The following is a 26,179-nucleotide window of genomic DNA, read 5'->3' as shown; positions in this document are numbered from 1 at the left end:
GTTTGAAATGTAAACGATGTCTCCGGTTTGTACCGCGGGTAAACCCGCTCCCACAGGGTACGCGCCAAAGCTTGAAGCGACCCGCCGCCTTTTAATGGGGCTGGCTGTCGCCACTGAATGGGTACGGCTGCTTCCAGCGCTCGAAAATCGGCTTAAGCTCACCGCTACGTACCAGCAGCTGCATGCGGCTGTCGTACAGCTCACGCAGGGCCTTGCTGCGTTCGCTGCGGGAAAACGCCAGGTATAGCGGCAGTTCTGCTATATGGGTCGCACGGAAGCGATCACGGTTAGGCGCCTGCTCGAGCACATCGTCGACCTCGGTGCGCGCATCGATGTAGAAGTCCACCCGATCGTGTTCAAGCATCGGCAAGATGCCCTCGCGGCGCTGCACTTCACGGAAGTTATGCACGCTGGGCAAGTAGTTGGCATAGTCGTAGCCGCGTACCCAAGCCAGGCGATACTGGCCAATGCTTTCAAGGGTGGGCGCTGCACGGTTGGCCAGGCCCAATGCGTAGATATGGTCAATATCGAAGTGCCAGCGCGGATACAGGTTTTCGTCGTTCTCATCCTTGTACGAGCCAACCCAGGCATCCGCTTCATCGCGCTTGACCAGCCCCACCGCGCGGCTGTAGGGCGCGCTCAGCGCACGCACCTTGACCCCGGCAGGCTCGAACACCTTGCGTAGGACATCCCACGCCAGCCCGCTGCCATCAGCGTTGGTGTAGTCCTGCCATTGCTCGCTGACCAGGCGCACTTCGGCGGGCAGGTCCTGGGCCACGGCGCCCTGGCCCATCATGAGCAGCATCAATGCCAGCAACCGTGTCCTCATGCCCATCACGACGCTCCCTGTTCAGGCCACCGCCCATACCAGCACCTGCATGCCCAGCCAGGCGAACACGCCGGCCAGGATATCGTCGAGCATGATCCCGAAGCCGCCATGCACATGGCGATCGATCCAGCGAATCGGCCAGGGCTTGAGGATGTCGAAGAAGCGGAACATCAGGAAGCCCGCCAATAGCCACTGCCACCCTTCCGGCACGAGCCAGAGGGTGATCCACATGCCGACCATCTCGTCCCAGACAATGCCTTCATGATCGTGCACGCGCAAGTCGTTGGCCACTTTGCCGCACAGCCAGACGCCAAACAGCATGGTGATACCCAGCAGCAGCCAGTAGCCCCAATCGGGCAGCATCTGCCACAACGGGATGAACGGTACGGCCACCAGCGAGCCCCAGGTACCGGGGGCCTTGGGCAAGGTGCCAGAGCCGAAGCCGAAAGCCAGGAAATGCCACGGATTGCGCCACACCGAGGGCGGAACGAACTCCGCAGGCACCTGGTTGGGGTGGTCGGTCACGGTGTCTCCCTGAAATGTTGATAGCCCCGCTGATCGGGGGTGATGTCGCGGCCCTGCTGATCGCGCAGGGTCACGCCCTGGCCCTCCAGCACACGGCCGATCACGTGCACCGTCTCCGTCAACGAAGACACTGCGGCGGCTGGCGCGGTGAACGCCAGGATGTAGTCGTCGCCACCGGTGAGCGCCGCGCGCAGCGCCGCTTCGCGCCCCAGCAAAGCCACCAGCGCGTCGGACACAGGCACCTGCGCCAGATCGACCGCCAGCGCGACGCCAGAAGCCTTGGCGATGTGCCCGCAGTCGGCCAGCAAGCCGTCGGAGATATCCAGCGCCGCCGTGGCCCGCCCGCGCAGCAACTCGCCCAGGCGCAACTGCGGCAACGGTGCCCAGTAGTGTTCGAGCAGGGGCTCACCGACATGCGCAGGCGCCTGGTGCTCGCCGAGCACCAACGGTAATGCGCCTGCCGCATTGCCCAGCGAGCCGCCCACGCACAGTAGGTCTCCAGGCCTTGCGCCGCTACGGCGCAAGGCCTGGCCTAGCGGTACGCGGCCAAACACGGTGAGCGTGATACTCAGCGGGCCACGGGTAGTGTCACCGCCAATCAGGCTGATCGCACAGCGCCCGGCCATGCGCCCCAGGCCATCGGCAAAGCCGGCGAGCCAGTCGCGACCGACATCGGGCAGCGTGAGGGCAAGCGTGAAGCCGATGGGCGTGGCGCCCATCGCTGCCAAGTCACTCACCGCCACGGCCAGGGCGCGCTGACCGAGTAGCAGGGGATCGCAGATCGCGGGGAAATGTACACCGGCCACGAGGGTGTCGGTGGAGATCGCCAACTGCTCGCCGGCTGGCAGGTCCAGCAGGGCGCAGTCGTCGCCGATACCCAAGGCCACGCCCTCGCCGCCTTGCGCACAGGGCGCAGCGGCGAAGTAATGGCTGATCAGCTCGAACTCACCCATGCCTGGTCAGCGCCGGGATCAGCGCTTGTTCGCCTTGACTTCCGCCTCGCGCAGACGCGGGGCCAGTTTGTCCAGTACACCGTTGACGAACTTGTGGCCGTCGGTAGCGCCGAAGACTTTCGCCAGTTCAACGCCTTCGTTGATCACCACGCGGTATGGCACATCGGCGCGCATCATCAGCTCCCAGGCCGACAGACGCAGCACGGCCAATTCGACCGGGTCGAGTTCTTCGATCGGGGTATCCAGGCAAGGCTTGAGGGCCTCGTCGATTTCGCCCTTCTTCACCGGAACCCCATGCAGGATCTCGCGGAAATAGGCACCGTCGACATCGGTGAAATCGTTATCGACCCGGAACTGCGCCTCGACCTCATTCAGCGAATGCTGTGCCATGTGCCACTGGTACAGGGCCTGCGTGGCGAGCTTGCGGGCTTCGCGACGCTTGGCGCTCTTGGAGGGCTTGCCGGCATCCGCTGCGCGCTCGCGCGGGTTGAAACGATCGCTTTCGTCGCTAATCACTTGGCCTCCAACTGCGCCAGCAGGCTGACCATTTCCAGGGCGGACAGGGCTGCTTCGCCGCCTTTGTTGCCAGCCTTGGTGCCGGAACGCTCGATGGCTTGCTCGATGGAGTCGACGGTCAGGACGCCGAAGGCCACCGGTACACCGAACTCCATGGACACCTGGGCCAGGCCCTTGGTGCATTCACCCGCGACGTATTCGAAGTGCGGGGTACCGCCACGGATCACTGCCCCCAGGGCGATGATCGCGTCGTATTCACCCTGTTGGGCGACTTTCTGTGCAACCAGCGGGATCTCGAAAGCCCCCGGCGCACGGATGATGGTGATCTCGCTTTCGTTGACACCGTGGCGCACCAGGGTGTCGACGGCGCCGCTGACCAGGCTTTCGACGACGAAGCTGTTGAAGCGGCCAACCACCAAAGCATAGCGACCTTTGGGGGCGATGAAGGTACCTTCGATGGTCTTCAGGGTCATTCCGATGTTCTCATCTTCAAGAGCGAGGCCGCGCGTGGCGGCCTCGGGAGGGTTTGGACTCGAGCGTGAAGGGCGTCACTGCCGCCTCAAGTCACTCGGAGGGCACGTATTCTACAACTTCCAGATCGAATCCGGATATCGCATTGAACTTCATCGGCGAACTCATCAGGCGCATTTTCCGCACGCCGAGGTCGCGCAGGATCTGCGAACCGGCGCCGACGGTGCTGTAGGTGGTCGGTGTCTTAGCCGGTGCATCGCCCGCGCTTTCACGAATGTGTGCCAGCAGCACGTCGCCGTCCAACGGGTGACCCAGCAGCAGCACCACGCCACTGCCCGCCTCGGCCACCGCGGCCATAGCCGCACGCAGGCTCCAGCGCCCCGGTTGCTTGACCAGCAGCAGGTCGCGCAACGGGTCCATGTTGTGCACGCGCACCAGCGTAGGCTCTTCGGCGCAGATATTGCCGAGCGTGAGGGCCATGTGCACGTCGCCTTCCACGGCATCGCGGTAGGTGACCAGGTTGAACTCGCCCAGTTCGCTCTCGATCGGCTGCTCGGAGACGCGCTGTACGGTGCGCTCATGGATCATGCGGTAGTGGATCAGGTCAGCGATGGTGCCGATCTTCAAGCCGTGTTCGGCGGCGAACACTTCCAGCTCGGCGCGGCGCGACATGGTGCCGTCGTCGTTCATCACTTCGCAGATCACACCGCTGGGCTCGAAACCGGCCATGCGCGCCAGGTCGCAGGCCGCCTCGGTGTGACCGGCACGCGCCAGGGTCCCACCGGGCTGGGCCATCAGCGGGAAGATGTGGCCAGGGCTGACGATGTCGTCTGCCTTGGCGTCCTTGGCCGCCGCCGCTTGCACGGTGCGTGCGCGGTCGGCGGCGGAAATACCGGTGGTCACGCCTTCGGCGGCTTCGATCGACACGGTGAACTTGGTGCCGAAGCCCGAACCGTTACGCGGCGCCATCAGCGGCAACTTGAGCGTTTCGCAGCGCTCGCGGGTCATCGGCATGCAGATCAGGCCACGGGCGTGCTTGGCCATGAAGTTGATGTGCTCGGGCTGGCAGCACTCGGCCGCCATGATGATGTCGCCTTCGTTCTCGCGGTCTTCGTCATCCATCAGGATGACCATTTTGCCCTGGCGGATGTCTTCGACCAGTTCTTCGATGCTGTTGAGCGCCACGCGGCACCCCCTTCTCAATCAGGATTTCAAGAAGCCGTTGGCGGCCAGGAAGCTTTCGGTGATGCCACTGCCCTTGCTCGGTTCGGCAGCCTTGTCGCCCAGCAGCAGACGCTCCAGGTAACGGGCCAGCAGGTCGACCTCAAGGTTGACCCGACGCCCTGCGCGGTAGTCGGCCATGATGGTTTCGGACAGGGTGTGTGGGACGATGGTCAGCTCGAACTCGGCGCCATCGACCTCATTGACCGTCAGGCTGGTGCCGTCGACGGTGATCGAGCCCTTGTGGGCGATGTACTTGGCCAGCTCTTTCGGGGCGCGCACGCGGAACTGGATGGCGCGAGCGTTATCGGCGCGCGAGACGATCTCGCCAACGCCGTCGACATGACCACTGACCAGGTGACCACCCAAGCGGGTGGTCGGGGTGAGGGCTTTTTCCAGGTTGACCCGGCTGCCGCTCTTGAGGTCGACCATGGCGGTACGCTTGAGCGTTTCGACGCTGACGTCGGCCCAGAAACCGTCGCCGGGCAGCTCGACGGCCGTCAGGCACACGCCATTGACGGCGATGCTGTCGCCGAGCTTGACGTCGCCCAGGTCGAGCTTGCCGGTTTCGACGTAGACGCGCACGTCACCGCCCTTGGGGGTGAGGCTGCGGATGGTACCGATGGATTCGATGATGCCGGTGAACATGCTGTTCTCCTCAAGTACGGGCTGCGCGGGGCAAGCCGGGCATTATACGCCGGGCGCCGGCAGGGGGATGGCAGTGACTCGCCAGTCATCGCCGACTGCGCGCATTTCGGTGATCTTCAGTCGCGGCGCCTCGCTCATCTTCGCCAGCGGCCAATCCAGCAACGGACGGGCGTGGCTGCCGAGGAAGGTGCCGGCGACGAACAGCTGGAACTCGTCGATCAGGCCAAGGCGGGCAAAAGCCCCCACCAGACCCGCGCCGGCTTCTAGCAGGATTTCATTGACGCCACGCTCGGCCAGCACACGCAACAGCGCGGGCAGGTCGACCTGGCCGGCGCTGCCGGGCAGGCGCAACAGCTCGTGACCGGCAGCAGCGTAGCGCGCATCCTCAGCGGCGGCGGTCACCACCAGCGCGGGGCCAGCCTGGAAGAATGGCGCCTCCAGCGGCAGGCGCAGGCGCCCGTCGATCAGCACCCGCAGCGGTGGACGTGACAGGGCCAGGGCGGTGGTTTCGGCATCCAGACCCAGCTCGCTGCCGCGCACGGTCATGCGCGCGTTGTCCTGCAGCACGCTGGCGGCGCTGGTGAGCACCACGCTGGAACGGGCGCGCAGGCGCTGCACCGCCGAGCGGGCAGCGGGCCCGGTGATCCACTGGCTTTCGCCGCTGGCCATGGCAGTGCGCCCGTCCAGGCTCATGGCCAGCTTGGCGCGCACGAACGGCGTGCCCTGCTCCATGCGTTTCAAGAATCCAGGGTTCAGCGCCCGCGCCTCGGCTTCGAGCACGCCGCTGAGCACTTCGATGCCGGCTTCCTGCAAACGCCGCAGGCCATTGCCCGCCACTTGCGGGTTGGGGTCCTGCATGGCCGCCACCACGCGTGCCACGCCGGCCTTGACCAGCGCCTCGGCGCACGGTGGCGTGCGGCCATGGTGGCTGCAAGGCTCCAGGGTGACGTAGGCACAAGCGCCGCGGGCCCGTTCGCCGGCCTGGCGCAGGGCGTGGACTTCGGCGTGCGGTTCGCCCGCGCGCACGTGCCAGCCCTCGCCGACCACCTCGCCATCACGCACGATCACGCAGCCTACGCGCGGATTGGGGTGGGTGGTGTAGAGGCCCTTGCGGGCCAGTTCCACGGCCCGGGCCATGTAGTGGGCATCGAGAATGGCGGCTTGGCTGGACATGCTTACTCTTTGGCTGGCTCGCGGGCCAGGCGGTCGATTTCTTCGCGGAACTCGTCGAGGTCCTGGAAGCGCCGGTACACCGAGGCGAAACGGATGTAGGCGACTTCATCGAGCTTGCGCAGCTCGGCCATGACCAGCTCACCCACCACCAGCGACTTCACCTCGCGCTCCCCGGTGGCGCGCAGGCGGCTTTTGATATGCGCCAGCGCCGCCTCCAACCGCTCCACACTGACCGGGCGCTTTTCCAGCGCACGCTGCATGCCAGCACGCAGTTTGTCTTCGTCGAACGGTTGGCGTGTGCCGTCCTGCTTGATCAGCCGGGGCAGCACCAGCTCGGCGGTTTCGAAGGTGGTGAAACGCTCGCCGCAGGCGACGCATTCGCGCCGACGGCGCACCTGTTCGCCCTCGGCGACCAGACGCGAGTCGATGACCTTGGTGTCGTTGGCACCGCAAAACGGACAGTGCATGGTGGCAGGCAACAAAAAAAGGGAGGGCCATGGTAGCGCATTGCACTGGCAAGACAAGCCAAAGGGGTTAACATCCATGGGAAATCTGCCCGCGAAGGACCATCCCATGCTTCATCGAGCGCTTCTGGTGCTGTGCTGCGCCGCCCTGCTCGCCGCCTGCGGCAGCGACCGGCCTAAACCTGCGCCAGCCCCGGCGCCGTTGCCGCCCAACGTCGCCAAAAAGGCCGAACCGCTCGGCCCCTTGCCTGCCTATCAGCGTGAGCTCAGCGGTACACTGCTGGAAATCCCGGCCGGCGCCTTCGTGGAGCTTGCACTGTTGGTGATCGACGAACGCGGCCGCCCGCAACAGTTGCTCGCCAGCAGGACCCTGACCGGCACCGGCCAGGCCCTGCCCTATCAACTGCGCTTCAACCCCGAGGCTTTCCCGGCCGGGGCACGCGTCGAACTGCGCGGCCGCGCCAGCCAGTCCGGGCAACTGATCCTGCACCTGCCACCACAACGCATCATCCAGGCACAAACCCAGGCCACCGGTCCCCTGCGCTTCGAAAAGGCCCCGTAAATGCCGACGCACGCCCTGCAACAGGCCCTCAGCGGCCTGATTGGTGAAGCGCGGCTGACCGTCAGCGAACTGCCGGGGTGCGCGCTGAAGCTCTGGCTGATCGATGCACAGAACATGGACCGTGCCTTCAGCCGCGAAGAAACCCAGCGCATCCTCGAAGAACCGCCCTACTGGAGTTTCTGCTGGGCCAGCGGACTGGCCATGGCGCGTTACCTGGCGCAGTACCCTGACTGGGTGCGCGGCAAACGCGTGCTGGATTTCGGCGCAGGCTCAGGTATCGCCGGCATCGCCGCCGCTAGGGCTGGGGCGATTGAGGTGGTGGCCTGCGACCTAGACCCGCTGGCATTGGATGCCTGTCGCGCCAACGCCGCGCTGAACGAGGTGCAACTGAACTACAGCAACGATTTTTTCGCCGAGGCCGACCGCTTCGACCTGATCCTGGTGGCCGACGTGCTTTACGACCGCGCCAACCTGCCGTTGCTCGACCAGTTCCTCAGCCGTGGTCGCCAGGCGCTAGTGGCCGACTCGCGGGTGCGCGACTTCAGCCACCCGCTCTACCGCCCGCTGGGCGTCCTGGACGCGCTGACCCTGCCAGACCTGGCCGAGCCCCACGAATTCCGCCGGGTCAGCCTGTACCACGCCAGTCGTGAGCCTTTATAGTGGTGTCATTCACGGATTTGCGAGAGTTGCGATGAGTCAGGAAACGCCGTACATCTTCGATGCCACCGATGCCACCTTCCAGCAACTGGTCATCGAAAATTCCTTCCACAAACCCGTTCTGGTCGACTTCTGGGCCGAGTGGTGCGCACCGTGCAAAGCGTTGATGCCACTGCTGGCGAAAATCGCCGAGGGTTACCAGGGTGAGCTGCTGCTGGCCAAGATCAACTGTGACGTCGAGCAACAGGTGGTCGCCCAATTCGGGATCCGCAGCCTACCAACGGTGGTGTTGTTCAAGGACGGCCAACCAGTGGATGGGTTTGCCGGAGCCCAGCCCGAGTCAGCCATTCGCGCCATGCTCGAGCCGCATGTGCAGATGCCCGCGCCGCCTACAGCAGCGCCGCTGGAGCAGGCCAAGACCCTGTTCGCCGATAGCCGCTTCAGTGAAGCCGAAGCGCTGCTGCAAACGCTGCTGGGCGAAGACAACAGCAACGCCGAGGCGTTGATCCTGTACGCCCGCTGCCTGGCTGAGCGCGGTGAGCTGGGTGAAGCGCAAGTGGTGCTGGATGCGGTCAAGACCGACGAGCACAAGGCTGCACTGGCCGGCGCCAAGGCGCAGCTGACCTTCCTGCGCCAGGCCGCCAGCCTGCCCGAAGCCGCCGACCTGAAGAGCCGCCTGGCGCAGAACCCGCAGGACGATGAGGCCGCCTACCAGTTGTGCATCCAGCAGTTGGCGCGCCAACAGTACGAAGCGGCGCTGGAAGGGTTGCTGAAACTGTTCCAGCGCAATCGCGCCTACGAGAATGGTCTACCGCAGAAGGCACTATTGCAGGTATTCGAACTGCTAGGCACAGAGCATCCGCTGGTCAACCTCTACCGGCGCAAGCTCTTCGCCGCCATGTATTGAGGCCCCGCCAGGCGCGCCGCCTGGCTTGGCGGATTGTTTCCTAGAATGGCTCAGGCGATGCCCAGTTTCAGGGCATCGCTCATCTCCAGAAGCGGATATGGAACGATAAGTATCGCCCAAATGAAATTATCCCCCTCTTCGTGATAAGCCCTGATGATGCACAGCCGCTCACTCCCCCAGTGGGTCATCACACCGAGATCCGATACATCGCAGTTCTGCGCGACCCAGGTGGTACTGTCCAGAGGCACCTCCTGCTCTTCACCGCTTTTATCCACGTAGCACAATTTGAGCACCGGCTTGCCATCGCTCATCCCGGTAGAGCGAATGTAGCCGTTAGGCGGCTGATGCAGCACAACGACCCAGGAGATGAAATGCTCCCCGTCCAGAACTGCCTCGACATGGTCGACCTCCGAGACCTCCCACAGCCCTTTTAGCCCGACGCCCGGCGACGCCTGTCCTAGGTCTCTAGCCGCGCCCTGCCGGGGCCGGTAGTGGCACCGCCAGCCGTCAGCCTCAATCAAGCCGTCATCGCGATCTAACCACTCGGGTACCTCGGACTCCGGGCTGGCGGGGAGAAGATGGAAAGTCGCCCCTTGGTCCCTGTTCAGCACTTTGAACAACGGTTCGAGGGTGCGGCCTTTGATCGGTGCCGATTGTGCCGCTGGCGGGACCTCCAAGTCGTATTTACCGACGATCACTCCTCCCGAGTTCGACAAGGAACAGCCTCGCACAGCATGCGCAGGCATGAACAAGCTCGGGCACTCACGCACATCCGACTCATTCAACGAGGCAAACGGATAACGCGAGCCGTCGAGCAGAATTCCCGTTTGTCCATTGCTCAAGTAGTTGCCCAAAGCGTAATCCGGAGGAAACACCCCAGCAGTCTCGCCTGCAATCGTAGGATGCAAGACCAAGAGGCGCGGATCATTGGCCAGACGCATCACGAACTGCACCGGCTCAAGCACCTTCCCCGCTTGCGAAACGGATTCGGCTAGTACGATTTGTTGCTCCGACCTAGGCAGCCCCTTGAAATACAGGGCGTAGCACAAGCTCAACGGCGAATCGTCCAACCCTTCATCAGCGGCTTCTAGATAGAAGCAGGGAGACCCTGCCCAACTGAGCGCGACCTGCTGTCCGTCGTACTGGCCCACATTCTCGCCAAGGGGAATCTTCAGGCACAGATCCACCCCCTGCGCCTCATTGATACGCCGAATTTCGGTAATCAGGCGTGTCGCGGCTCCGACTGAGCGACTGAGCTGCAAATGCGCAGCGTCGAGAAACCTGCGCTTGACCACCAGACTCGCGCGCGCCGTTTCATCCACGTCAAGCTGTAGGCGCAGGTCACCCAGGGTACTGCTGGCGTAGAATCCACTCAGCGATGAGGTTGCCGTCTCGAACACCAACGAACTGTTCGCAAAGCCTTGCCTGGACACTTTGAGCGCGAAGTCACGCCAATAGGCCTCTAGCGTTGCCCTGTCATAGGCCACCAGAAATGGCCATCCATGCATAAGTTGTGCGCTATGGATTGCGCCAGCGCGGCTTGCGTCGTATTCGTTCATGTTCACACCACTTTTGCTGGTTTTTCAGGCGATTCTTGGCCACCCAGCAAATGCCCGCAACTGGCAAAAATGTCAGTTCAGGCTGGCTGCTCCGGCCCAAGCCAACGAAACAACGGTGCGTCCGTAGCGCTTTGAACGCTAACCTGCGGGCTGTGACGCAGTCGCACCAGCAGACGCTTGCCCGCGACAGCACCGCCAGCAAGATCCTCCAGGCGCGCAAGTAATTGCGGCCCATCGAGCTGGCCCGCCTGGCGCAACAGATCGCAGGCCGCCAGCCACAGTCCATCGTCCTGGCGCGGCGCAGCCTGGGGGCTCACTTGCGTCTCGACATCCCTAGGGGCCTCCACGTGACGCCCCAGTTGCGCCCACTCATGCGCCTCCAACTCGACAGTCAAGTCCACCGGCCAGTTGCCAATCTGTCCACGAATTCTCACGATGCTTTCCTTGAAGCCAGGTCAATGTGGCAATGCTACAGCAACATGAAACCTGTGCCAGGCAGACTGGCGGGCAGCAGAAAACTTGTTATAACATTGCAAAATCTTTCCAGCCCATCCTCGGAGCCTCACATGCGTCGTCTGCTGCTCGCCCTGCCCTTCGCCCTGCTGCCGCTGGCCGCGGCCCATGCCCACGACGACCACGATCATGCGCATGGCACCCTCGGCGCCCACGAGCACGGCGTGGCCAAGCTCAACGTGGTGCTTGATGGCAACACCCTGGAGCTTGAGCTGGACAGCCCGGCGATGAACATCGTCGGCTTCGAGCATGCAGCCAACAGCGACGCCGACAAAGCCACGGTTGCCGCCGCCCGCCAGCAGCTGGAACAACCCCTGAAACTCTTCGCCTTGACCCAGGCCGCAGGCTGCAAGGAAGAGGCACAGGAGCTGGAAAGCCCACTGTTCGGCGATGCCGACCACGATCACGATGGCGACGCGCATGAGCACGGCCACCAGCACGCCGACGTCAACGCCCACTACCAGCTGACCTGCGCATCCCCGGACAAGCTCGCCCAGCTTGACCTCGCGCCGCTGTTCAAGACCTTCGCGCAGACCCAGAAGGTCAACGTGCAACTGATCGGCCCGAACGGCCAGAAAGGCGTCGAGGCCACTCCCGCCAAGGCTGCGGTTGCGTTCTGAGCATGAGCCAGCCGTTGATCGACCTGCGTGACCTAGTGTTCGCCTGGCCCGGCCAGGCGCCGCTGCTGGATATCCCTGCACTGCGCCTGGAGCCCGGCGAGGCCTTGTTCCTCAAGGGCCCCAGCGGCAGTGGCAAGACCACGTTGCTAGGCCTGCTGGGCGGCGTGAATCGTCCAGGCCAAGGCAGCATCCGCCTGCTCGGCCAGGACCTCGCCAGCCTGGGCCAAGGCGAGCGCGATCGTTTCCGGGTCGATCACACCGGCTATATCTTCCAGCAGTTCAACCTACTGCCGTTCCTATCGGTACGCGAGAACGTCGAGCTGCCCTGCCGCTTCTCGAAAACCCGCGCCGCCCGCGCCAGCCAGCGCCACGGCAGCATCGACCAGGCCGCCGTGCAGTTGCTCGCCCACCTGGGCCTGAACGATCCAGAACTGCTGGCCCGGCGTGCCGGCAGCCTGTCGATCGGCCAGCAACAACGGGTGGCTGCTGCACGGGCGCTGATCGGCCAGCCAGAGCTGGTGATCGCCGACGAACCAACCTCGGCACTGGATGCCGACACCCGCGAGGCGTTCATTCGCCTGCTCTTCGACGAATGCCGCGAGGCCGGCGCCAGCCTGCTGTTCGTCAGCCACGACCAGAGCCTGGCGCCGCTGTTCGACCGACACCTGTCGCTGGCCGACCTCAACCGCGCCGCCAAGCCCCGGGAGGCCTGATGTACCTGCTCCGCCTTGCCCTGGCCAGCCTGGCCAATCGCCGCTTCACCGCACTGCTCACGGCGTTCGCCATTGCCTTGTCGGTGTGCCTGCTGCTGGCCGTCGAGCGCGTGCGTACCGAGGCCCGCGCCAGTTTCGCCAGCACCATCAGCGGCACCGACCTGATCGTCGGCGCGCGCTCAGGTTCGGTGAACCTGTTGTTGTACTCGGTGTTTCGCATCGGCAATGCCACCAACAACATCCGTTGGGACAGCTACCAACACTACGCCAAGGACCCACGGGTCAAATGGGCGATTCCGATTTCCCTGGGCGACTCGCACCGCGGCTACCGGGTGATGGGCACCACCGGTGATTATTTCGACCACTACCAGTATGGCCGGCGCGAGCACCTGGCACTGAGCCAGGGCCGCCCCTTCGCCGACGACCCGTTCGAGGTGGTACTGGGCGCCGAGGTGGCCGAGGCACTGCACTACCGGCTTGGCGATAAACTCGTACTCGCCCACGGGGTCGCGGCCATCAGCCTGGTCAAGCACGACGACAAGCCGTTCACCGTGGTCGGCGTGCTCAAACGCACTGGCACCCCGGTAGACCGCACCTTGCACATCAGCCTGGCCGGCATGGAAGCGATTCACATCGACTGGCACAACGGCGTGCCGGCCCGCGGTGCCGGGCGCATCAGCGCTGAGCAGGCGCGCAGCATGGACCTGCAACCCACTGCCATCACCGCCTTCATGCTGGGCCTGAACAGCAAGATTGCCACCTTCAGCCTGCAACGCGAGATCAACGAGTACCGCAGCGAGCCACTGCTGGCGATCCTACCCGGCGTCGCCTTGCAGGAACTGTGGAGCCTGATGGGCACCGCCGAACAGGCGTTGTTCGTGGTGTCGCTGTTCGTGGTGCTGACCGGCCTGATCGGCATGCTCACCGCGATCCTCACCAGCCTCAACGAACGTCGTCGTGAAATGGCCATCCTGCGCTCGGTGGGTGCCCGGCCCTGGCACATCGCCGGGCTGCTGGTGCTCGAAGCGCTGGCCTTGGCGGGCGCCGGGATCGTTGCCGGGCTGGGCCTGCTGTATGCGGGTATCGCCGTGGCCCAAGGCTATGTGCAGGCTAACTACGGCCTTTACCTGCCGCTGGACTGGCCGAGTGCGCACGAGTGGACGCTGCTGGCTATCATCCTTGGCGCGGCGCTGCTGATGGGCAGCGTGCCGGCATGGCGCGCGTATCGACAGTCGCTGGCCGATGGCCTGTCGATTCACCTCTGAGAACCTGCGATGACCCTGAACGCTCGCGCCCACGCCAAATGGCTAGGGGCCCTGCTGCTGATGTTGCTGCTACCGCTGTCCGCCTGGGCCACCGAGCCCCGCGAACTGGACTGGCCCGCCCTGATCCCCGAAGGCGCACCGGTGATCCCGCCGCAACTCGCCCCACTGCACGACCTTTCGCAGATCAGCGATGCGCTCTCGGCAGAGTCCGCCCCGGCCGCTCGCCAGCAGGCGCCCGACGCGCCGGTGGTGAAGGCGCTGGATGGCCAGCAGGTGAAAATCCCCGGCTACATCGTGCCGCTGGAAGTAAGCGAAGAAGGCCGTACCACCGAGTTCCTGCTGGTGCCCTACTACGGCGCCTGCATTCACGTGCCGCCACCCCCGTCGAACCAGATCGTGCACATCGTCAGCGAGATGGGCGTGCGTGTGGAGGACCTCTACCAGCCCTACTGGATCGAGGGCACGATGCAGGTCAAATCCTCCAGCAGCGAACTGGCCGATGCCGGTTACCAGATGGAGGCGGAAAAAATCTACGCATATGAGCTGAAGTAAGGGCTTGTCCGCTGCATAGAACCGCTTCGTTGAGCTGGGTCAAACATTCCGTTCAGACGGCTTCGTACCATTGGACCACTCGATTACTCACGTCCTCTGGGAGCTTCCATGAACAAGTCCTTGCTCGGTGCCTCGCTCGTCGCGTTGGCGCTTGCAGCACCTGTCGCCCACGCCCACCAGGCGGGGGATTTCATCCTCCGCGCCGGCGCCATCACCACCGCGCCGAACGAAGACAGCGGCGAAATCAAGCTTGATGGCGCCAAGGCCGCCGGCACCAAGGCAACTCTGGACAGCGACACCCAGTTGGGCTTGGCCTTCGCCTACATGCTCACCGACCACATCGGCCTGGAACTGCTGGCCGCCACCCCGTTCAAGCACACCGTAGGCGTCAAAGGCCTGGGCGCTGGGCTTGACGGCAAGCTGGCCGACATCAAGCAACTGCCGCCGACGCTGTCGCTGCAGTACTACCCAATGGCGCCGACTTCTAAGTTCCAGCCCTACGCTGGCGTCGGTATCAACTACACGATGTTCTTCGATGAAGAACTAAGCGGCGCCCGCAAGGCCCAAGGCTTCAGCAACATGAAGCTCAAGGACTCGGTCGGCATCGCCGGGCAACTGGGCATGGACTACATGCTCACCGACAACCTGCTGGTCAACGCCGCCGTGTGGTACGTCGACATCGACACCAAGGCCACCATCGACGGCCCGAGCGCCCTGGGCGTGGGCAAGACCAAGGTCGACGTGGATGTCGATCCGTGGGTCTACATGGTCGGTATCGGCTACAAGTTCTGAACCTGCTCGCCCGCTCCCAACGGAGCGGGCTTGCCCCGAGCACGCAGCCACCCCCAGTAGCCCCAGGCCACACCACTGATTCCCGCCCCCAGGCCGCACACCGCGCCCCATCCCCACACCCCGTACACCCAAGTCGCCGCGACCGCACCCAATCCACTGCCCAGCGAATAACAGCACATGTAGGCGCCGATCAGCCGGCTGGCCATCGCGCTGCGCCCGGCCAGCAATAGGGTCTGGTTGGTGACATGCACCGCTTGCACGGCCAGGTCCAGCATCAGCACCCCGATCACCAGGGCCAGCAGCGACTGCTGCACGAACAGCGTGGGTAGCCAAGACAGCGTCAGCAACCCCAACGCCAGGCCAGTGGTGCGCTGTGCATGCCCCTGGTCCGCCAGGCGTCCGGCCCGCGAGGCCGCCAGTGCGCCCGCAATGCCGGCCAGGCCGAACAGCCCGACTTGCGCGTGATCGAGCGCCATCGGCGCGGCGCTGAGCGGTAGCACCATGGCACTCCACAGCACGCTGAAGGCCGCGAAGATCAAAAAGGCGTAAATCCCACGCTGGCGCAGCAGCGAGTCATGCCGATACAGGCTGATCACCGAACCGAGCACGGCACCATAGCCCGGCGATTGCTTGTGCCGCTGCACACCCGGCAGACGCCAGGCGAGCAGACCCGCCATCATCAACGCCAGCCCAGCGGCGCCGAAGTACACCCCGCGCCACCCCAGCCAGTCCGCTACCAGGCCCGACACCAGCCGCGCCGACAGAATGCCCAGGACCACGCCACTGGTGACCGTGCCCACCACCTGGCCTTGCTGCGCGGGTGCGGCCAAGGTCGCGGCGTGCGCGACCATCACCTGCACCACCACGGCTGCCAACCCGACCAGCGCCACGGCCGCCAGCAGTATCGACCAGCCGGGCGCCACGGCGACCACCAACAAGGCACCGGCCGCAACCAGCAGTTGGCTGAGGATCAGCCGCCGCCGGTCCATCAGGTCGCCTAGCGGCACGATAAACAACAGGCCCACGGCGTAACCCGCCTGGGTCAGCCCAACGACCTGCCCGGCCCAGGCAGCCTCGATGCCGAAGCTGCTGGCCATCGAGTCGAGCAACGGCTGAGACAGGTACACCGTGGCCACCGCCGCGGCGCACGCCGCCGCCAGCAGCAGGGTCAGCCCACGGCCGAGTTGTGCTGAAGGAGTCATTGGGAACACCTCGCAAAACAGGTTTCAAATTAAAACCACATGCTGGCCTTCTAGCAAATGTAGTTTTAATATGCAACCAGCTTACCGCTAGAGATCCGCCCATGCTCGACGACAACAATCTGCGATGCCCTGTGGCCCGCGCCCTTGAAGTGATCGGTGATCGCTGGGCATTGATGATCCTGCGCGATGCCTTCGATGGCTTGCGCCGCTTCAGCGAATGGCAGAAGAACCTGGGGCTGGCGAAAAACATTCTCGCCTCGCGCCTGAAGCTGCTGGTGGAGGCCGAGCTGCTGGCCCAGCAGCCGGCATCCGATGGCAGTGCCTACAAGGAGTACGTGCTGACCGACAAAGGCCGCGCACTGTTTCCTGTGGTGATCGGGCTGCGCCAGTGGGGGGAGCGGTATTTGTTCGCGGCAGGCGAGCCGCGCTCGCAATTGCTGGATGACCGGGGGCAGTCGTTACAGGTCATGCAGGTACGGGCTGAGGATGGCCGGGATCTGGCACCAGAGCAGTGCCAGCGGCGGGTGGTCCGGCACGGGTGAATGACTCAAGGACCTGGCGCACGACAGGTCCTTGAGGCTGGCCTCAGCGCTTGCCCAGCAGGCGCGCCAGGCCGTCGACGAAGGGCGTCGGCTCAGGCAGCTCGAAACGCGCCAGCAGCCGCGTATTATCAGCCCGGGAATGGCGGATGTCCCCCGCGCGCGCAGGCCCGTGGCTGATCGGCGGCAGGCTGCCGATCACGTCCTGCAACGCGGCCAGCAATTGCTTGATTGAGGTGGCTTGGTTAAGGCCGATATTCACTGCGCCCTCTTCCACCTGCGGCTGCTCCAGCGCCTGGACCATCACCTTGATCAGGTCCCCGACATAGAGGAAGTCACGGGTCTGCTCGCCATCGCCGAACACGCTGATCGGCAGGCCGGCCAGTGCACGCTCGGCGAAGATGCTGATGACCCCGGAGTACGGCGAAGAAGGATCCTGACGCGGGCCAAAAATATTGAAGAAGCGAAACACCACCGGTTCCAGGCCGTGCTGACGGCGATAGAAATCCAGGTACTGCTCGCTGGCCAGCTTGTCTACAGCATAGGGTGTCAGCGGCGCCTTGGGCGTGTCCTCGGCAATCGCCACGCCTTCGCCGTTGTTGCCGTACACCGCCGCACTGGAGGCGAACAACACACGCCGCACGCCACTCATACGCATGCCTTCGCACACGTTCAGGGTGCCGATGAAATTGCTCTGATGGGTTTTCACCGGATCGTCCACCGAAGCCTGCACCGACGCCACGGCCGCCAGGTGTACCACGGCCTGGCAACCGGCGACGGTGCGCGCCACCAGGGCCGCGTCGGCGACATCGCCTTCGATCAGCGTCAGACGCGGATGCTCCAGTTGCAGGTTGTCGCGTTTGCCGCTGGACAGGTCGTCGAGCACGCGCACCGCGTAGCCGTTCTCCAGCAACGCATCGCACAGGTGGGAGCCAATGAAGCCGGCACCGCCGGTGATCAGGATGGGGGCATCAACCATGTCGGTAGAAACGGTCCAGTAGGGGCGGCAAACCGGCGCGCCAGGCACGCGGCTTGATGCCAAAGGTATGAAGGATCTTCTTGCAGGCCAGCACCGCGTTCTGCGGCTCCTCGCTGGCATCGGCGCGTGCGGCGTGAGCCTGGGCGGTCGGCGCCTGCACAGCCAGGGTATGCCACTGGGCGGCTTCGGTCAGGATCGCCTGACCCAGCGCCAGCGGTGTGGTGGCCTCGTTGCCGGCATAGTGGTAGGTGCCCCACAGCGGCGCTTTGCAGTCGAGCTGCTTGAGCACCGAGAGGATCACCCGCGCCGCGTCGTCCACTGGCGTCGGGTTACCGCGCCGGTCATCGGCCAACAGCAGTTCCTGGGGTTGCTCGGCACGGGTCAGGAACCGCCCCAGCGAGCCGTCGCGGCTTTCATCCAGTAGCCAGCCGAAGCGCAACAGCACGTGCTGCGGACACGCGGCACGCACGCTTTGTTCGATACGCCAAAGCGCTTGCCCTCGTAGGCCCAGGGGCACGGGTTCGTCCTTCTCGCTGTAGGCCGTGGCGCGCGAGCCATCGAACACCCGGTAGCTAGACGGTTGCACCAGGACGATCTCGTGGTGCTGGCACAGCTCGGCCAAGCGCTCCACCGCGCGCTCCTGCTGCGCCAGGCGCGCCTCACTGACCGACTCGGCCTGGAACCAGTCGAAGTAATAGGCCAGGTTGACCACCGCGTCGGGGCGTTGCTCGTCGAGCAGCAGCGTCAGGCTCGACGCGCTCCAGCCACCCTCCGGTGGGCGCGGCGCCAGGAAGGCGATGTCTTCCTCGGCCCCGAGACGAATCAGCGCTTGCCCGAGGGCATTGCCACCACCCAACAGCATCAGGCGCATACGCATAGAGTCAGAAGGTCCGGTCCGATCGATAAGGGAAAGAGAGCATTTTGCGTTTTCCGCATGGGGAAGTCCAACCCAGACCGATGCAATACGGGCTGGGGGCTTTTCCACCCAGTCGCTTAGGAATCAGCTGATAGCCTACTCAGCGCCGTCGCACTGTTGGCGCGCTTCATCAATGCGAACGCCGGGGCTGGCGGGCGGTTGACGCTACCGGTGCTGTTCATCGTCGGTATCGACCCGGTGGCGGCGCTGCCGGCCTCGGGCGCAACTGGGGGCGCGCTGCGCGGTACGTTTCGGGCCAGGCCTGATTCGGCCTATGCTGGTGATCATGTGCTGTGCCATGGCGGCGAAGTTGCTGCGCACACCCGGCAACGCGCTAGGGGAATGGCTGCTAGGGTGGTTCACTTAGCCCCTCCAAGCGCGTTGCCAAGATGCCAAGTGAATCCGCGGGCCCGATAGAGGCGCTTCGACAGGAGGGCGAATGGAGCTAAACCCGATCAGCGCGCAACGCGCACTGTGGCAATTCGACGAACCCGCGCCAGGCGTGGAGCGTTTTCTCGACGAGCACTTCGAGGGCTACTGGCAGCAGGCCCGTCTGCTGCTGCCGAGCAACGAGCGAGCGGCGCCGCTGTTCGTGATCGGCGGTGCGCGCTCGGACTTCACTCGCCTCAACCCTCTGCTGTACCGCCTGCAACAGCAAGGCATCGGCTCGCTGACAGGCAACCTGTCTGGCCATAGCCGCGCGGCGCAGCCAGGGGCCAGAGACGCATCGCTGCGCAACAACCTGGCCGAGGCCCTGCGCTTTCACCGCTACCTGGAGGCGTGCAGTGACACAGTTATCGGCCATAGCCTGGGAGGCGCCATTGCCCTGAAGCTGGCCGCGCAGCGTCCAAGTGTGCGCAAACTGGTGCTGATCTGCCCTGCGGTCTATCCCGATAACGCCCACGACGCGCCGTTCGGCCCAGCGTTCACCAAGGCCATTGGCCGACCTTTCGGTTTTCTGGACTGCGATAGCTACACCTTCCTGCGCCAGTTCCGTGGCCGGGTGCTGCTGGTGATCGGGGAGTACGACGGGCTCAATTCGCAGGTGCATGGGAAAGGACCCGGGACCTCGGCTGGGGTACGCCGGCTGGGCGGCGTGGAGCGCTACAGCCCAATCCCTGAAGAAGTCACCCATGCGCTGCTGCGCTCGGTACCGGCAGCCGACGTGGAATGCCTGCTGCTGACAGACTGCGACCACGGCATTGCCGCACACCTGCGCGAGCGGCCAGAAGTGGCGGATCAGGTGGCCGAGGCGGTGAGCGCGTTCGTCATGCGCTGATGCACGACGATCACGCCCAAGCCCAGCGGTTTTTTACTCGATCTCGAACAACCCGTGGCTGATCATCCCTGCGCTCAGCCGCTCGCGAATGTCATCGTCGATGCGCGGATCGTCCGGACGATACAAGCGCACCTGACGGTAGGCATTGATACGATTGATCTCCTCGCCCAGGTACTCCCACACCACACGGGTACACGCCGGGTTGCGCCGGTCACCACTGGAAACCCCGGTTTTGAGACCATTGAGCCGGCTGATGCGACTTTTGAAACTGGGGATCAAGATAGTCTGGCTCATTTCGTTGAGCGTCAACGACTCGTAGTCGATCAGAAACATCCGGTCCTGCAACTGGAACGCGGCCCCCAGGTAGCGGCAGCGCACCTCGGCGTGCACGTCATGGGCACTGCTGCGCTCCTGGCGCTCCTGGCGCTCGAAGAGGAAGCTGCCGCGCTCCTCGCGCAGGTGCACCAGCGACACCAGGATCGAACCTGGGACCGACATGCAGTTGGAATACTCGAAGTAATACCCGCAGTAGCGCGACAGGTTGCCGGCCTCTTTGTGCAGCGGCTTGAACAGTTCGCTGATCGGGTCACTCAGTTGCCCCGGCTGCTCGCTCGGGGCCCGTGCGCCGATCAGCCGGGCGAATTGTTCCGGCGGCAGGCCCAGTTCGTAGTCCTCTACCCCGAAGAAATCACCAATCCGTTTGAGGTTGTAGGCCGTCGGACGGCTCTGCCCGCTCAGATACTTGTTGAACTGCGCGCGGTTGATCGACAGTTGCCGACAAACCTCCGAAATAGAGCGGTAGTGGCTGCAGGCCAGTTTGAGGTTGGTAGCGAAGTGATCGCCCATGATGCGGGGGTCCAGGTGATGCGAGTGAAGCCAGTGTAGCATCAAGTCGCACCAAAATGGAGCAACCCGCGAAATTGTAACTACAGGTGTCATCGCCAACCATGCGCGCTAACGCCTAGCGGTGCGCCTGCCGTCCGCTTGTCATTCCATACGAAGAATAAGAATCGAGGTCATTTTCAATGCTCGAATTAATCAACGACTTCCTCTCGGGGAAGGTGCTCATCGTGCTGATCGTCGGACTCGGCAGCTACTTCACCCTCCGCTCGCGGTTCGTGCAGTTCCGCCACTTCGGCCACATGTTCGGTGTCTTCAAGGAATCCCTTCGCGGCCAGGCAGGCCAACTAAGCTCTTTCCAGGCCCTGATGCTGAGCCTGGCCGGTCGCGTCGGCGCCGGTAACATCGCCGGTGTCGGTATCGCCGTGACCCTCGGCGGCCCAGGCGCCGTGTTCTGGATGTGGGTCACCGCACTGGTGGGCATGTCCAGCAGCTTCTTCGAATGCACCCTGGCCCAGGTCTACAAGCGCGCCGATGGCGATGGCCTGTACCGCGGCGGCCCGGCGTACTACATCCTGCACGGCCTGAAGAACAAGCACATGGCGATCGTGTTCTCGATCCTGTTGCTGGTCACCTACGGCTTTGCCTTCATCGGCCTGCAGTCGTACACCGTGACCCACTCGCTGCAAAACGCCTTCGCCTTCGACCCGCAACACACCGGCATTGTCCTGGCCGTGCTGCTGGCGATCACCTTCATCGGTGGTATCAAGCGTATCGCGGCCGTCTCGGACCTGCTGGTGCCGGTCAAGACTCTGGCCTACATCGGCGTCACCCTGTACGTGATCGGCACCCAGATCGAACACGTACCGGCCATGCTGGAAACCATCTTCAAGAGCGCCTTCGGCCTCGACCCAGCGTTCGGCGGCCTGCTCGGCAGCGCCATCGTCATGGGCGTGAAGCGCGGGGTGTTCGCCAACGAAGCCGGTCTGGGCAGTGCCCCGAACGTGGCCGCCGTGGCGGCGGTGAAGCACCCTGGCGCACAGGGCGTGGTCCAAGCCTTCAGCGTGTTCCTCGACACCTTCGTGATCTGCACCTGCACCGCGCTGCTGATCCTGCTGTCGGGCTTCTACACCCCTGGCTTCGAAGGCGACGGCATCGTCCTGACCCAGAACTCGCTGGCCGCCGTGGTCGGTGACTGGGGTCGCCTGTTCGTCAGCGTCGCGCTGTCGCTGTTCGTGTTCACCTGCATCCTCTACAACTACTACCTGGGCGAGAACAGCCTGCAGTTCCTGAGCCGCAACCGCGCGGTGCTGATGGGCTTCCGCGGCCTGGTACTGGTCCTGGTGGTATGGGGTTCGATGCAGGACCTGTCGACCGTGTTCGCCTTCGCCGACATCACCATGACCTGCCTGGCGTTCGTCAACCTGGTGGCCCTGGCCTTGCTGTTCAATGTCGGCCTGCGTGTGATGCGCGACTACGACCAGCAACGCAAGGCAGGCATCCAGCAGCCAGTGTTCGACTCCAGCAAGTTTGCTGACCTGGATCTGGACCGCGCCGCCTGGCCAGCCAACCCGCAGGTAGAAACAGCCGCTGACAATAGCACTGTGCAAGTGCAAACCCAGCGCTGATACCCTGCACTGCCGCAGCCGCCCCACTCGTGGGCGGCTGACTATTTCCTCGCTCTCCCGCTACGGAATGCTCCCATGCGTGCAGTCTCGAATCTTCTCGTCCTCTACACCGGTGGCACCATCGGCATGTTGCAGACCGCCGAAGGCCTGGCGCCGGCCGGTGGTTTCGATGCACGCATGCGTGACCACTTCGCCGCCAACCCAGACGCCCCACGACTGAACTGGACGCTGCGTGAACTCAATCCGCTGATCGATAGCGCCAACATGCAGCAGGCCAACTGGCTGGCGATGCGTGAGGCCATCGTCGAGGCCGTCGAGCGCGATAGCCACGACGGCGTACTGGTGCTGCACGGCACCGACACCCTGGCCTACAGCGCCGCCGCCCTGTCATTCCTGCTGTTGGGCCTGCCGGTGCCGGTGCTGCTGACCGGCTCCATGCTGCCCGCAGGGGCGCCGGACAGCGACGCCTGGGCCAACCTGATCGGCGCCATGAACCTGTTCGAAACCGGTCTACAAGACGGCGTGCAGCTGTACTTCCACGGCCGACTGCTACATGGCTGCCGAGCCTCCAAGCTACGCAGCGAGGCGTTCGATGCCTTTACCGCGCCAGCCCGCCACCGCGAAGGCCAGCGTGCCGGCGAGGTGCCGGCCGTGCTGGGCTACCGCCAGGTACGCCAGCCGGTGAAGCTGGCGGTGCTGCCGGTGTTTCCAGGGCTTGCGGCTGAACACATCGACGCGCTGCGGGCCAGCGGTATCCAGGGGCTGGTGCTGGAGTGCTACGGCAGCGGCACCGGCCCATCGGACGACCAGGCGCTGCTTGATGCCTTGCGCGGCGCGCGTCAGCGCGGCGTGATGATCGTCGCGATCAGCCAATGCCCGGAAGGTGCGGTGGTCTTCGACACCTATGCTGCCGGCAGTCGCCTGCGTGATAGCGGCCTGGTCAGCGGCGGCGGCATGACCCGTGAAGCCGCGTTGGGCAAGCTGTTCGCACTGCTGGGTGCCGGGCTGGACGTGGCGTCGGCAGAGCACTGGTTCGCGCTGGATCTGTGCGGCGAACGCGTGTAGCCGCTGCCTTGCGTCGCGATGCAAGGCAAGTGCCTTCGGGCGTTCGTGAGATCAGTTGTTGGAACAACCATTCCCGATCACGCGGTACTCCATGATGTGCCGGTCGCCCTTGGAGTCTTCGTACGTCAGTTGCATCGGCACGACCTCGCAGACCGTGGGTACCGGACTCACCGCTAAGACACGCGCGATATCAAGGTTCTGACCGTATCGATAGGGCTCGACGGTAACCTGTGCCGTCTCAGCCACAGGCTCTGCCGCCATCGCGACGCAGCCCAGGCAGCCGAGGAACAGAACGATTAACAGCTTCATGGCAATCACCTGTTGTAAGGGGTGAGCAGGCCTGAACGCGGGATGGCGCTCAGGCGTCATGCAGGTGGGGAGAGCCCAGCGCCATCTGCCGCCGGGCCAGGAGACTTCAGAACGGCTTGGTCGGCAGGTACTTGCCGTCCAGGGTGATCACCGCGCGGTGGCCACCTTCTGGATCTTCGACCTTCTTGATGTCCAGCTTGAAGTTGATGGCGCTGATGATGCCGTCACCAAACTTCTCGTGAACCAGGGCTTTGAGGGTGGTGCCGTAGACCGACATCATCTCGTAGAAACGGTAGATGGTCGGATCGCTCGGGATGCCTTCGAAGAAGCTCCCACGGATCGGCATCGATTGCAGCAAGGCTACTTGATCAGCGTCGAGATCGAGCTTGTCGCCAACGACTTTCGCGGCGCTGGCCGGCAGCGGATGCTGGCCGAGCAAGGCGGCGGTCACGAAGGCCTCGGACAGGCCGGTGCCCTCGACGATTTCGGCAAAGGACAGGTCTTTGCGAGCCTTGGCCAGAATGATGGCTTCGGTCAGTTCCTGGCGAGCGGTACGGGTAGCTTGAGTCTGGATCATGGTGAATCGCCTCAGTGGGTAAAGGGGCAGTTTTCAGGCAACGTGCCTGGCGTGGTGGGATACGGCATGGACTTCGGGATTTTCGGCAAGGGACACGAAGGCCCCGGTACGGCCATCGAAGGCGTCGATACGCCCTGACTCGATGTCATAGACCCAGCCATGCAGGGTCACGCGGCCTTCTTCGAGGGCCAGGCGAACAGAGGGGTGAGTCTGGATATTGGCCAGTTGCGCGATGACGTTTTCGCGCACCATAGAGGCGACTTTGCTCGGCTTGTCCGAATGTTGACGGGCTTCGTTGACCACCTTGGCCGAGTCGGCGTAGCGCAACCAACCGGCAACAGCGGGCATGTGATCCAGGCATTTGCAGGTTGCGATGGCCGTCATGGCGCCGCAGTCGGAGTGACCGCAGATCACGATGTCTGCGACGTTGAGTCCGGCCACCGCGTATTCGACCGAAGCCGATACACCCCCAGGCTCCGGGCCATACGACGGCACGATGTTGCCAGCGTTGCGGATGACGAACAGATCGCCTGGCTCGCGCTGAGTGACCAGTTCAGGAACCAGTCGGCTGTCTGAGCACGAAATGAACAGTGCCTTGGGGCTCTGCTGGTTGGCCAAGTCCTTGAACAGTTTGACCCGCTCAGGGAAGGCGTTTTGTTGGAACTTCAGAAAACCGTCGATAATCGCTTTCATGTTGGCTGCCTCAATGTCGCGGGTTGTGAGGCAAAGATTAAGCAGTGCATTACATAAGGTAAAAGTCTGAATTATTATGCGCCGTATCAGATAATCTTATGGGTAAGGCCATGCTCGCTCGACACATCCAGTACTTCCTCGCGGTGGCGGAACATTCGAGCTTCACCAAGGCGGCTGCAGCGCTGCATGTCTCCCAGCCCGCTCTTTCGCAGCAGGTCCGGCAGTTAGAGGAAAGCCTTGGGGCTCAGTTGTTCGATCGTTCAGGACGTACAACCCGGCTGACCGATGCCGGCGATGTCTACCTGATCTATGCACGGCGAGCCCTTCAGCAACTTCAGGAGGCTAAACGCGCCATTCATGACGTGAGCGACCTCAGCCGGGGCTCATTGCGCATAGCCGTCACGCCCACGTTCACCACCTACCTGGTTGGGCCGCTGATCGAGGCCTTTTATGCGCGATACCCCAACATCACCCTTAACCTGCAAGAGATCTCCCAGGAGCGCATCGAGGCGCTGCTCATGGCAGATGAGCTGGACATAGGGATTGCGTTCGACGACATACAGACACCGGACCTTGAAGCGGTCCCGTTGTTGAGTGAAACCCTCGCCTTGGTGGTCAGCCGCAAACATCCCTTGGCCGAGCAGCGGTCCATTACATCGCAGGGTTTAAGTGCTGAATCATTGGTGCTGCTGGGCACCGAGTTCGCCACGCGCGAACAGATCGACCGCTACTGCCGCCAATACGAGATTCGCCCCCAGGTGCAGATGCAGGCCAATGCGCTGGGTGCCGTAATCGAGATTGTTCGACGCACGGGCCTGTCGACGCTGTTGCCGGCGAAAATTGCGTTGGCCCATGACGATCTGGTGGCCATCACCCTGGAACCAGAACGCTTGCAGCGCACGGCCGTCTTGATGCGGCGAAAAGATGCCTTCCTGAGCGCAGCAGTACGCGAGTTCATTGAGCTGGCTAAAGGCGTCGCCAGCGAACTGGGAGAGTGAGAGACGCAGGGTTCACGTACGCCAACCGATGCCGGCCATATGCCTTGCCTGGCGCGCGCATGGGGGTCAGTAGCCGCACTCAAAATAAAAAACCTGACCCTTCTTACAAAGGATCAGGTTCGGCACGACTTACAGACCCAGTTCAGTCAGCCCTGGATGGTCATCCGGACGACGTCCCAGCGGCCAGTGGAACTTACGCTCGCTTTCCTTGATG

At 63.9% G+C, this 26,179-nt stretch carries 31 protein-coding genes and 2 pseudogenes; 14 read left to right on the top strand and 19 right to left on the bottom strand.

From position 1 onward, the window contains the following. Nucleotides 1-91 precede the first annotated feature (91 nt). From FEM01_RS23395 to nrdR, 9 genes are all read right to left on the bottom strand, one after another. Nucleotides 92-835 carry a substrate-binding periplasmic protein gene (locus FEM01_RS23395; protein ID WP_138221820.1) on the bottom strand — a complete coding sequence of 248 codons (744 nt, stop codon included), beginning with the start codon at nucleotides 833-835 and terminating at the stop codon, nucleotides 92-94. A gap of 15 nt (nucleotides 836-850) precedes the next feature. Next, nucleotides 851-1,354 carry a phosphatidylglycerophosphatase A family protein gene (locus tag FEM01_RS23390; RefSeq protein WP_138221819.1) on the bottom strand — a complete coding sequence of 168 codons (504 nt, stop codon included), beginning with the start codon at nucleotides 1,352-1,354 and terminating at the stop codon, nucleotides 851-853. Further along, entirely contained in the window at nucleotides 1,351-2,307 is a 957-nt protein-coding gene (gene thiL / locus FEM01_RS23385; protein ID WP_138221818.1) for a thiamine-phosphate kinase, read from the bottom strand. The genes FEM01_RS23390 and thiL overlap by 4 nt, the downstream gene beginning before the upstream one ends. An 18-nt stretch (nucleotides 2,308-2,325) precedes the next feature. After that, on the bottom strand, nucleotides 2,326-2,823 hold the full coding sequence (gene nusB, locus FEM01_RS23380) for a transcription antitermination factor NusB (protein WP_138221817.1): 498 nt from the start codon (nucleotides 2,821-2,823) through the stop codon (nucleotides 2,326-2,328). Next, on the bottom strand, nucleotides 2,820-3,296 hold the full coding sequence (ribH, locus tag FEM01_RS23375) for a 6,7-dimethyl-8-ribityllumazine synthase (protein WP_138221816.1): 477 nt from the start codon (nucleotides 3,294-3,296) through the stop codon (nucleotides 2,820-2,822). Before ribH ends, nusB begins: the two co-directional genes overlap by 4 nt. Nucleotides 3,297-3,387: 91 nt before the next feature. Beyond that, nucleotides 3,388-4,479, bottom strand: a complete 1,092-nt coding sequence (gene ribBA, locus FEM01_RS23370) for a bifunctional 3,4-dihydroxy-2-butanone-4-phosphate synthase/GTP cyclohydrolase II (RefSeq protein ID WP_138221815.1) — start codon at nucleotides 4,477-4,479, stop codon at nucleotides 3,388-3,390. Between the two features lie 18 nt (nucleotides 4,480-4,497). Continuing rightward, nucleotides 4,498-5,163, bottom strand: a complete 666-nt coding sequence (locus FEM01_RS23365; protein WP_028690276.1) for a riboflavin synthase — start codon at nucleotides 5,161-5,163, stop codon at nucleotides 4,498-4,500. 42 nt (nucleotides 5,164-5,205) lie between these two features. After that, nucleotides 5,206-6,336: a bifunctional diaminohydroxyphosphoribosylaminopyrimidine deaminase/5-amino-6-(5-phosphoribosylamino)uracil reductase RibD gene (gene ribD / locus FEM01_RS23360; protein ID WP_138221814.1), complete on the bottom strand. Its 1,131-nt coding sequence runs from the start codon at nucleotides 6,334-6,336 to the stop codon at nucleotides 5,206-5,208. A gap of 2 nt (nucleotides 6,337-6,338) precedes the next feature. Then, on the bottom strand, nucleotides 6,339-6,803 hold the full coding sequence (gene nrdR / locus FEM01_RS23355) for a transcriptional regulator NrdR (protein WP_016393425.1): 465 nt from the start codon (nucleotides 6,801-6,803) through the stop codon (nucleotides 6,339-6,341). A 106-nt stretch (nucleotides 6,804-6,909) separates the two neighbouring features. Here nrdR and FEM01_RS23350 point away from each other — a divergent pair, with 106 nt between their 5' ends. The 3 genes from FEM01_RS23350 to trxA are packed head-to-tail and all read left to right on the top strand — an operon-like array spanning nucleotide 6,910 to nucleotide 8,926. Next, complete coding sequence (locus tag FEM01_RS23350; protein WP_138221813.1) at nucleotides 6,910-7,362, top strand: YbaY family lipoprotein; 453 nt, start codon at nucleotides 6,910-6,912, stop codon at nucleotides 7,360-7,362. Continuing rightward, nucleotides 7,363-8,022 carry a class I SAM-dependent methyltransferase gene (locus FEM01_RS23345; RefSeq protein ID WP_138221812.1) on the top strand — a complete coding sequence of 220 codons (660 nt, stop codon included), beginning with the start codon at nucleotides 7,363-7,365 and terminating at the stop codon, nucleotides 8,020-8,022. It begins immediately after the preceding gene. Nucleotides 8,023-8,053: 31 nt separating this feature from the next. Next, nucleotides 8,054-8,926, top strand: coding sequence for a thioredoxin (gene trxA, locus FEM01_RS23340; RefSeq protein WP_138221811.1), 873 nt, complete (start codon nucleotides 8,054-8,056; stop codon nucleotides 8,924-8,926). A gap of 50 nt (nucleotides 8,927-8,976) precedes the next feature. On the opposite strand, the gene FEM01_RS23335 is transcribed toward trxA, so the two are convergent. Both FEM01_RS23335 and FEM01_RS23330 read right to left on the bottom strand, forming a co-directional pair. Further along, on the bottom strand, nucleotides 8,977-10,485 hold the full coding sequence (locus tag FEM01_RS23335) for a hypothetical protein (RefSeq protein WP_138221810.1): 1,509 nt from the start codon (nucleotides 10,483-10,485) through the stop codon (nucleotides 8,977-8,979). 77 nt (nucleotides 10,486-10,562) lie between these two features. Further along, nucleotides 10,563-10,919, bottom strand: coding sequence for a hypothetical protein (locus tag FEM01_RS23330; protein WP_138221809.1), 357 nt, complete (start codon nucleotides 10,917-10,919; stop codon nucleotides 10,563-10,565). Nucleotides 10,920-11,051: 132 nt separating this feature from the next. Between FEM01_RS23330 and FEM01_RS23325 the strand changes: the two genes are divergently transcribed. The 5 genes from FEM01_RS23325 (at nucleotide 11,052) to FEM01_RS23305 (ending at nucleotide 14,940) form a co-directional block, all read left to right on the top strand. Further along, nucleotides 11,052-11,618, top strand: coding sequence for a DUF2796 domain-containing protein (locus FEM01_RS23325; protein ID WP_138221808.1), 567 nt, complete (start codon nucleotides 11,052-11,054; stop codon nucleotides 11,616-11,618). Nucleotides 11,619-11,620: 2 nt separating this feature from the next. Then, nucleotides 11,621-12,331 carry an ABC transporter ATP-binding protein gene (locus FEM01_RS23320; protein ID WP_138221807.1) on the top strand — a complete coding sequence of 237 codons (711 nt, stop codon included), beginning with the start codon at nucleotides 11,621-11,623 and terminating at the stop codon, nucleotides 12,329-12,331. Further along, a complete protein-coding gene (locus FEM01_RS23315; RefSeq protein WP_138221806.1) occupies nucleotides 12,331-13,596 on the top strand; it encodes an ABC transporter permease in 1,266 nt (421 codons plus the stop codon). Before FEM01_RS23320 ends, FEM01_RS23315 begins: the two co-directional genes overlap by 1 nt. Nucleotides 13,597-13,605: 9 nt before the next feature. Continuing rightward, nucleotides 13,606-14,148 carry a DUF3299 domain-containing protein gene (locus FEM01_RS23310; protein WP_138221805.1) on the top strand — a complete coding sequence of 181 codons (543 nt, stop codon included), beginning with the start codon at nucleotides 13,606-13,608 and terminating at the stop codon, nucleotides 14,146-14,148. A gap of 108 nt (nucleotides 14,149-14,256) precedes the next feature. Beyond that, nucleotides 14,257-14,940, top strand: a complete 684-nt coding sequence (locus FEM01_RS23305; RefSeq protein WP_138221804.1) for an OmpW/AlkL family protein — start codon at nucleotides 14,257-14,259, stop codon at nucleotides 14,938-14,940. On the opposite strand, the gene FEM01_RS23300 is transcribed toward FEM01_RS23305, so the two are convergent. Continuing rightward, nucleotides 14,928-16,142 carry an MFS transporter gene (locus FEM01_RS23300; RefSeq protein ID WP_138221803.1) on the bottom strand — a complete coding sequence of 405 codons (1,215 nt, stop codon included), beginning with the start codon at nucleotides 16,140-16,142 and terminating at the stop codon, nucleotides 14,928-14,930. The genes FEM01_RS23305 and FEM01_RS23300 overlap by 13 nt on opposite strands. Before the next feature lie 101 nt (nucleotides 16,143-16,243). Here FEM01_RS23300 and FEM01_RS23295 point away from each other — a divergent pair, with 101 nt between their 5' ends. Then, nucleotides 16,244-16,684: a winged helix-turn-helix transcriptional regulator gene (locus FEM01_RS23295; RefSeq protein ID WP_138221802.1), complete on the top strand. Its 441-nt coding sequence runs from the start codon at nucleotides 16,244-16,246 to the stop codon at nucleotides 16,682-16,684. A 43-nt stretch (nucleotides 16,685-16,727) separates the two neighbouring features. Here FEM01_RS23295 and FEM01_RS23290 read toward each other — a convergent pair whose 3' ends face one another. Together FEM01_RS23290 and FEM01_RS23285 are read right to left on the bottom strand one after the other, a co-directional pair. After that, a complete protein-coding gene (locus tag FEM01_RS23290) occupies nucleotides 16,728-17,660 on the bottom strand; it encodes an NAD-dependent epimerase/dehydratase family protein (RefSeq protein ID WP_138221801.1) in 933 nt (310 codons plus the stop codon). Next, on the bottom strand, nucleotides 17,653-18,537 hold the full coding sequence (locus FEM01_RS23285) for a sugar nucleotide-binding protein (protein ID WP_138221800.1): 885 nt from the start codon (nucleotides 18,535-18,537) through the stop codon (nucleotides 17,653-17,655). The genes FEM01_RS23290 and FEM01_RS23285 overlap by 8 nt, the downstream gene beginning before the upstream one ends. 259 nt (nucleotides 18,538-18,796) lie before the next feature. On the opposite strand from FEM01_RS23285, the pseudogene FEM01_RS24860 reads away from it, so the two are divergent. Further along, nucleotides 18,797-18,943 (top strand): annotated as a pseudogene (locus FEM01_RS24860) (TSUP family transporter); the annotation flags it as partial. Between the two features lie 72 nt (nucleotides 18,944-19,015). Next, nucleotides 19,016-19,855: an alpha/beta hydrolase gene (locus tag FEM01_RS23280; protein WP_138221799.1), complete on the top strand. Its 840-nt coding sequence runs from the start codon at nucleotides 19,016-19,018 to the stop codon at nucleotides 19,853-19,855. A gap of 33 nt (nucleotides 19,856-19,888) precedes the next feature. On the opposite strand, the gene FEM01_RS23275 is transcribed toward FEM01_RS23280, so the two are convergent. Further along, nucleotides 19,889-20,701 carry a helix-turn-helix domain-containing protein gene (locus FEM01_RS23275; protein WP_138221798.1) on the bottom strand — a complete coding sequence of 271 codons (813 nt, stop codon included), beginning with the start codon at nucleotides 20,699-20,701 and terminating at the stop codon, nucleotides 19,889-19,891. A gap of 179 nt (nucleotides 20,702-20,880) precedes the next feature. Here FEM01_RS23275 and FEM01_RS23270 point away from each other — a divergent pair, with 179 nt between their 5' ends. Beyond that, on the top strand, nucleotides 20,881-22,323 hold the full coding sequence (locus FEM01_RS23270; protein ID WP_138221797.1) for an alanine/glycine:cation symporter family protein: 1,443 nt from the start codon (nucleotides 20,881-20,883) through the stop codon (nucleotides 22,321-22,323). Between the two features lie 75 nt (nucleotides 22,324-22,398). After that, nucleotides 22,399-23,388: an asparaginase gene (locus FEM01_RS23265; RefSeq protein WP_138221796.1), complete on the top strand. Its 990-nt coding sequence runs from the start codon at nucleotides 22,399-22,401 to the stop codon at nucleotides 23,386-23,388. Nucleotides 23,389-23,439: 51 nt separating this feature from the next. Here the strand turns inward: FEM01_RS23265 and FEM01_RS23260 are convergent, their stop codons facing one another. The 3 genes from FEM01_RS23260 to FEM01_RS23250 all read right to left on the bottom strand — a co-directional run bounded on the left by FEM01_RS23260 (nucleotide 23,440) and on the right by FEM01_RS23250 (nucleotide 24,967). Beyond that, on the bottom strand, nucleotides 23,440-23,697 hold the full coding sequence (locus FEM01_RS23260; protein ID WP_138221795.1) for a DUF2790 domain-containing protein: 258 nt from the start codon (nucleotides 23,695-23,697) through the stop codon (nucleotides 23,440-23,442). A 106-nt stretch (nucleotides 23,698-23,803) separates the two neighbouring features. Further along, entirely contained in the window at nucleotides 23,804-24,274 is a 471-nt protein-coding gene (gene cynS, locus FEM01_RS23255) for a cyanase (protein ID WP_138221794.1), read from the bottom strand. Nucleotides 24,275-24,307: 33 nt separating this feature from the next. Continuing rightward, entirely contained in the window at nucleotides 24,308-24,967 is a 660-nt protein-coding gene (locus tag FEM01_RS23250; RefSeq protein ID WP_138221793.1) for a carbonic anhydrase, read from the bottom strand. 110 nt (nucleotides 24,968-25,077) lie between these two features. On the opposite strand from FEM01_RS23250, the gene cynR reads away from it, so the two are divergent. Then, complete coding sequence (cynR, locus tag FEM01_RS23245) at nucleotides 25,078-25,965, top strand: transcriptional regulator CynR (protein ID WP_138221821.1); 888 nt, start codon at nucleotides 25,078-25,080, stop codon at nucleotides 25,963-25,965. 129 nt (nucleotides 25,966-26,094) lie between these two features. On the opposite strand, the pseudogene FEM01_RS23240 reads toward cynR, so the two are convergent. Beyond that, a pseudogene (locus tag FEM01_RS23240) lies at nucleotides 26,095-26,179 on the bottom strand (DUF1348 domain-containing protein); the annotation flags it as partial.

The organism is Pseudomonas mosselii (genome assembly GCF_005796105.1).
In the GTDB taxonomy this organism is placed as follows: Bacteria; Pseudomonadota; Gammaproteobacteria; order Pseudomonadales; family Pseudomonadaceae; genus Aquipseudomonas; species Aquipseudomonas mosselii_C.
The sequence above is the reverse complement of the archived record's forward strand: the minus strand, read 5'-3'. Positions and strand labels throughout refer to the sequence as shown.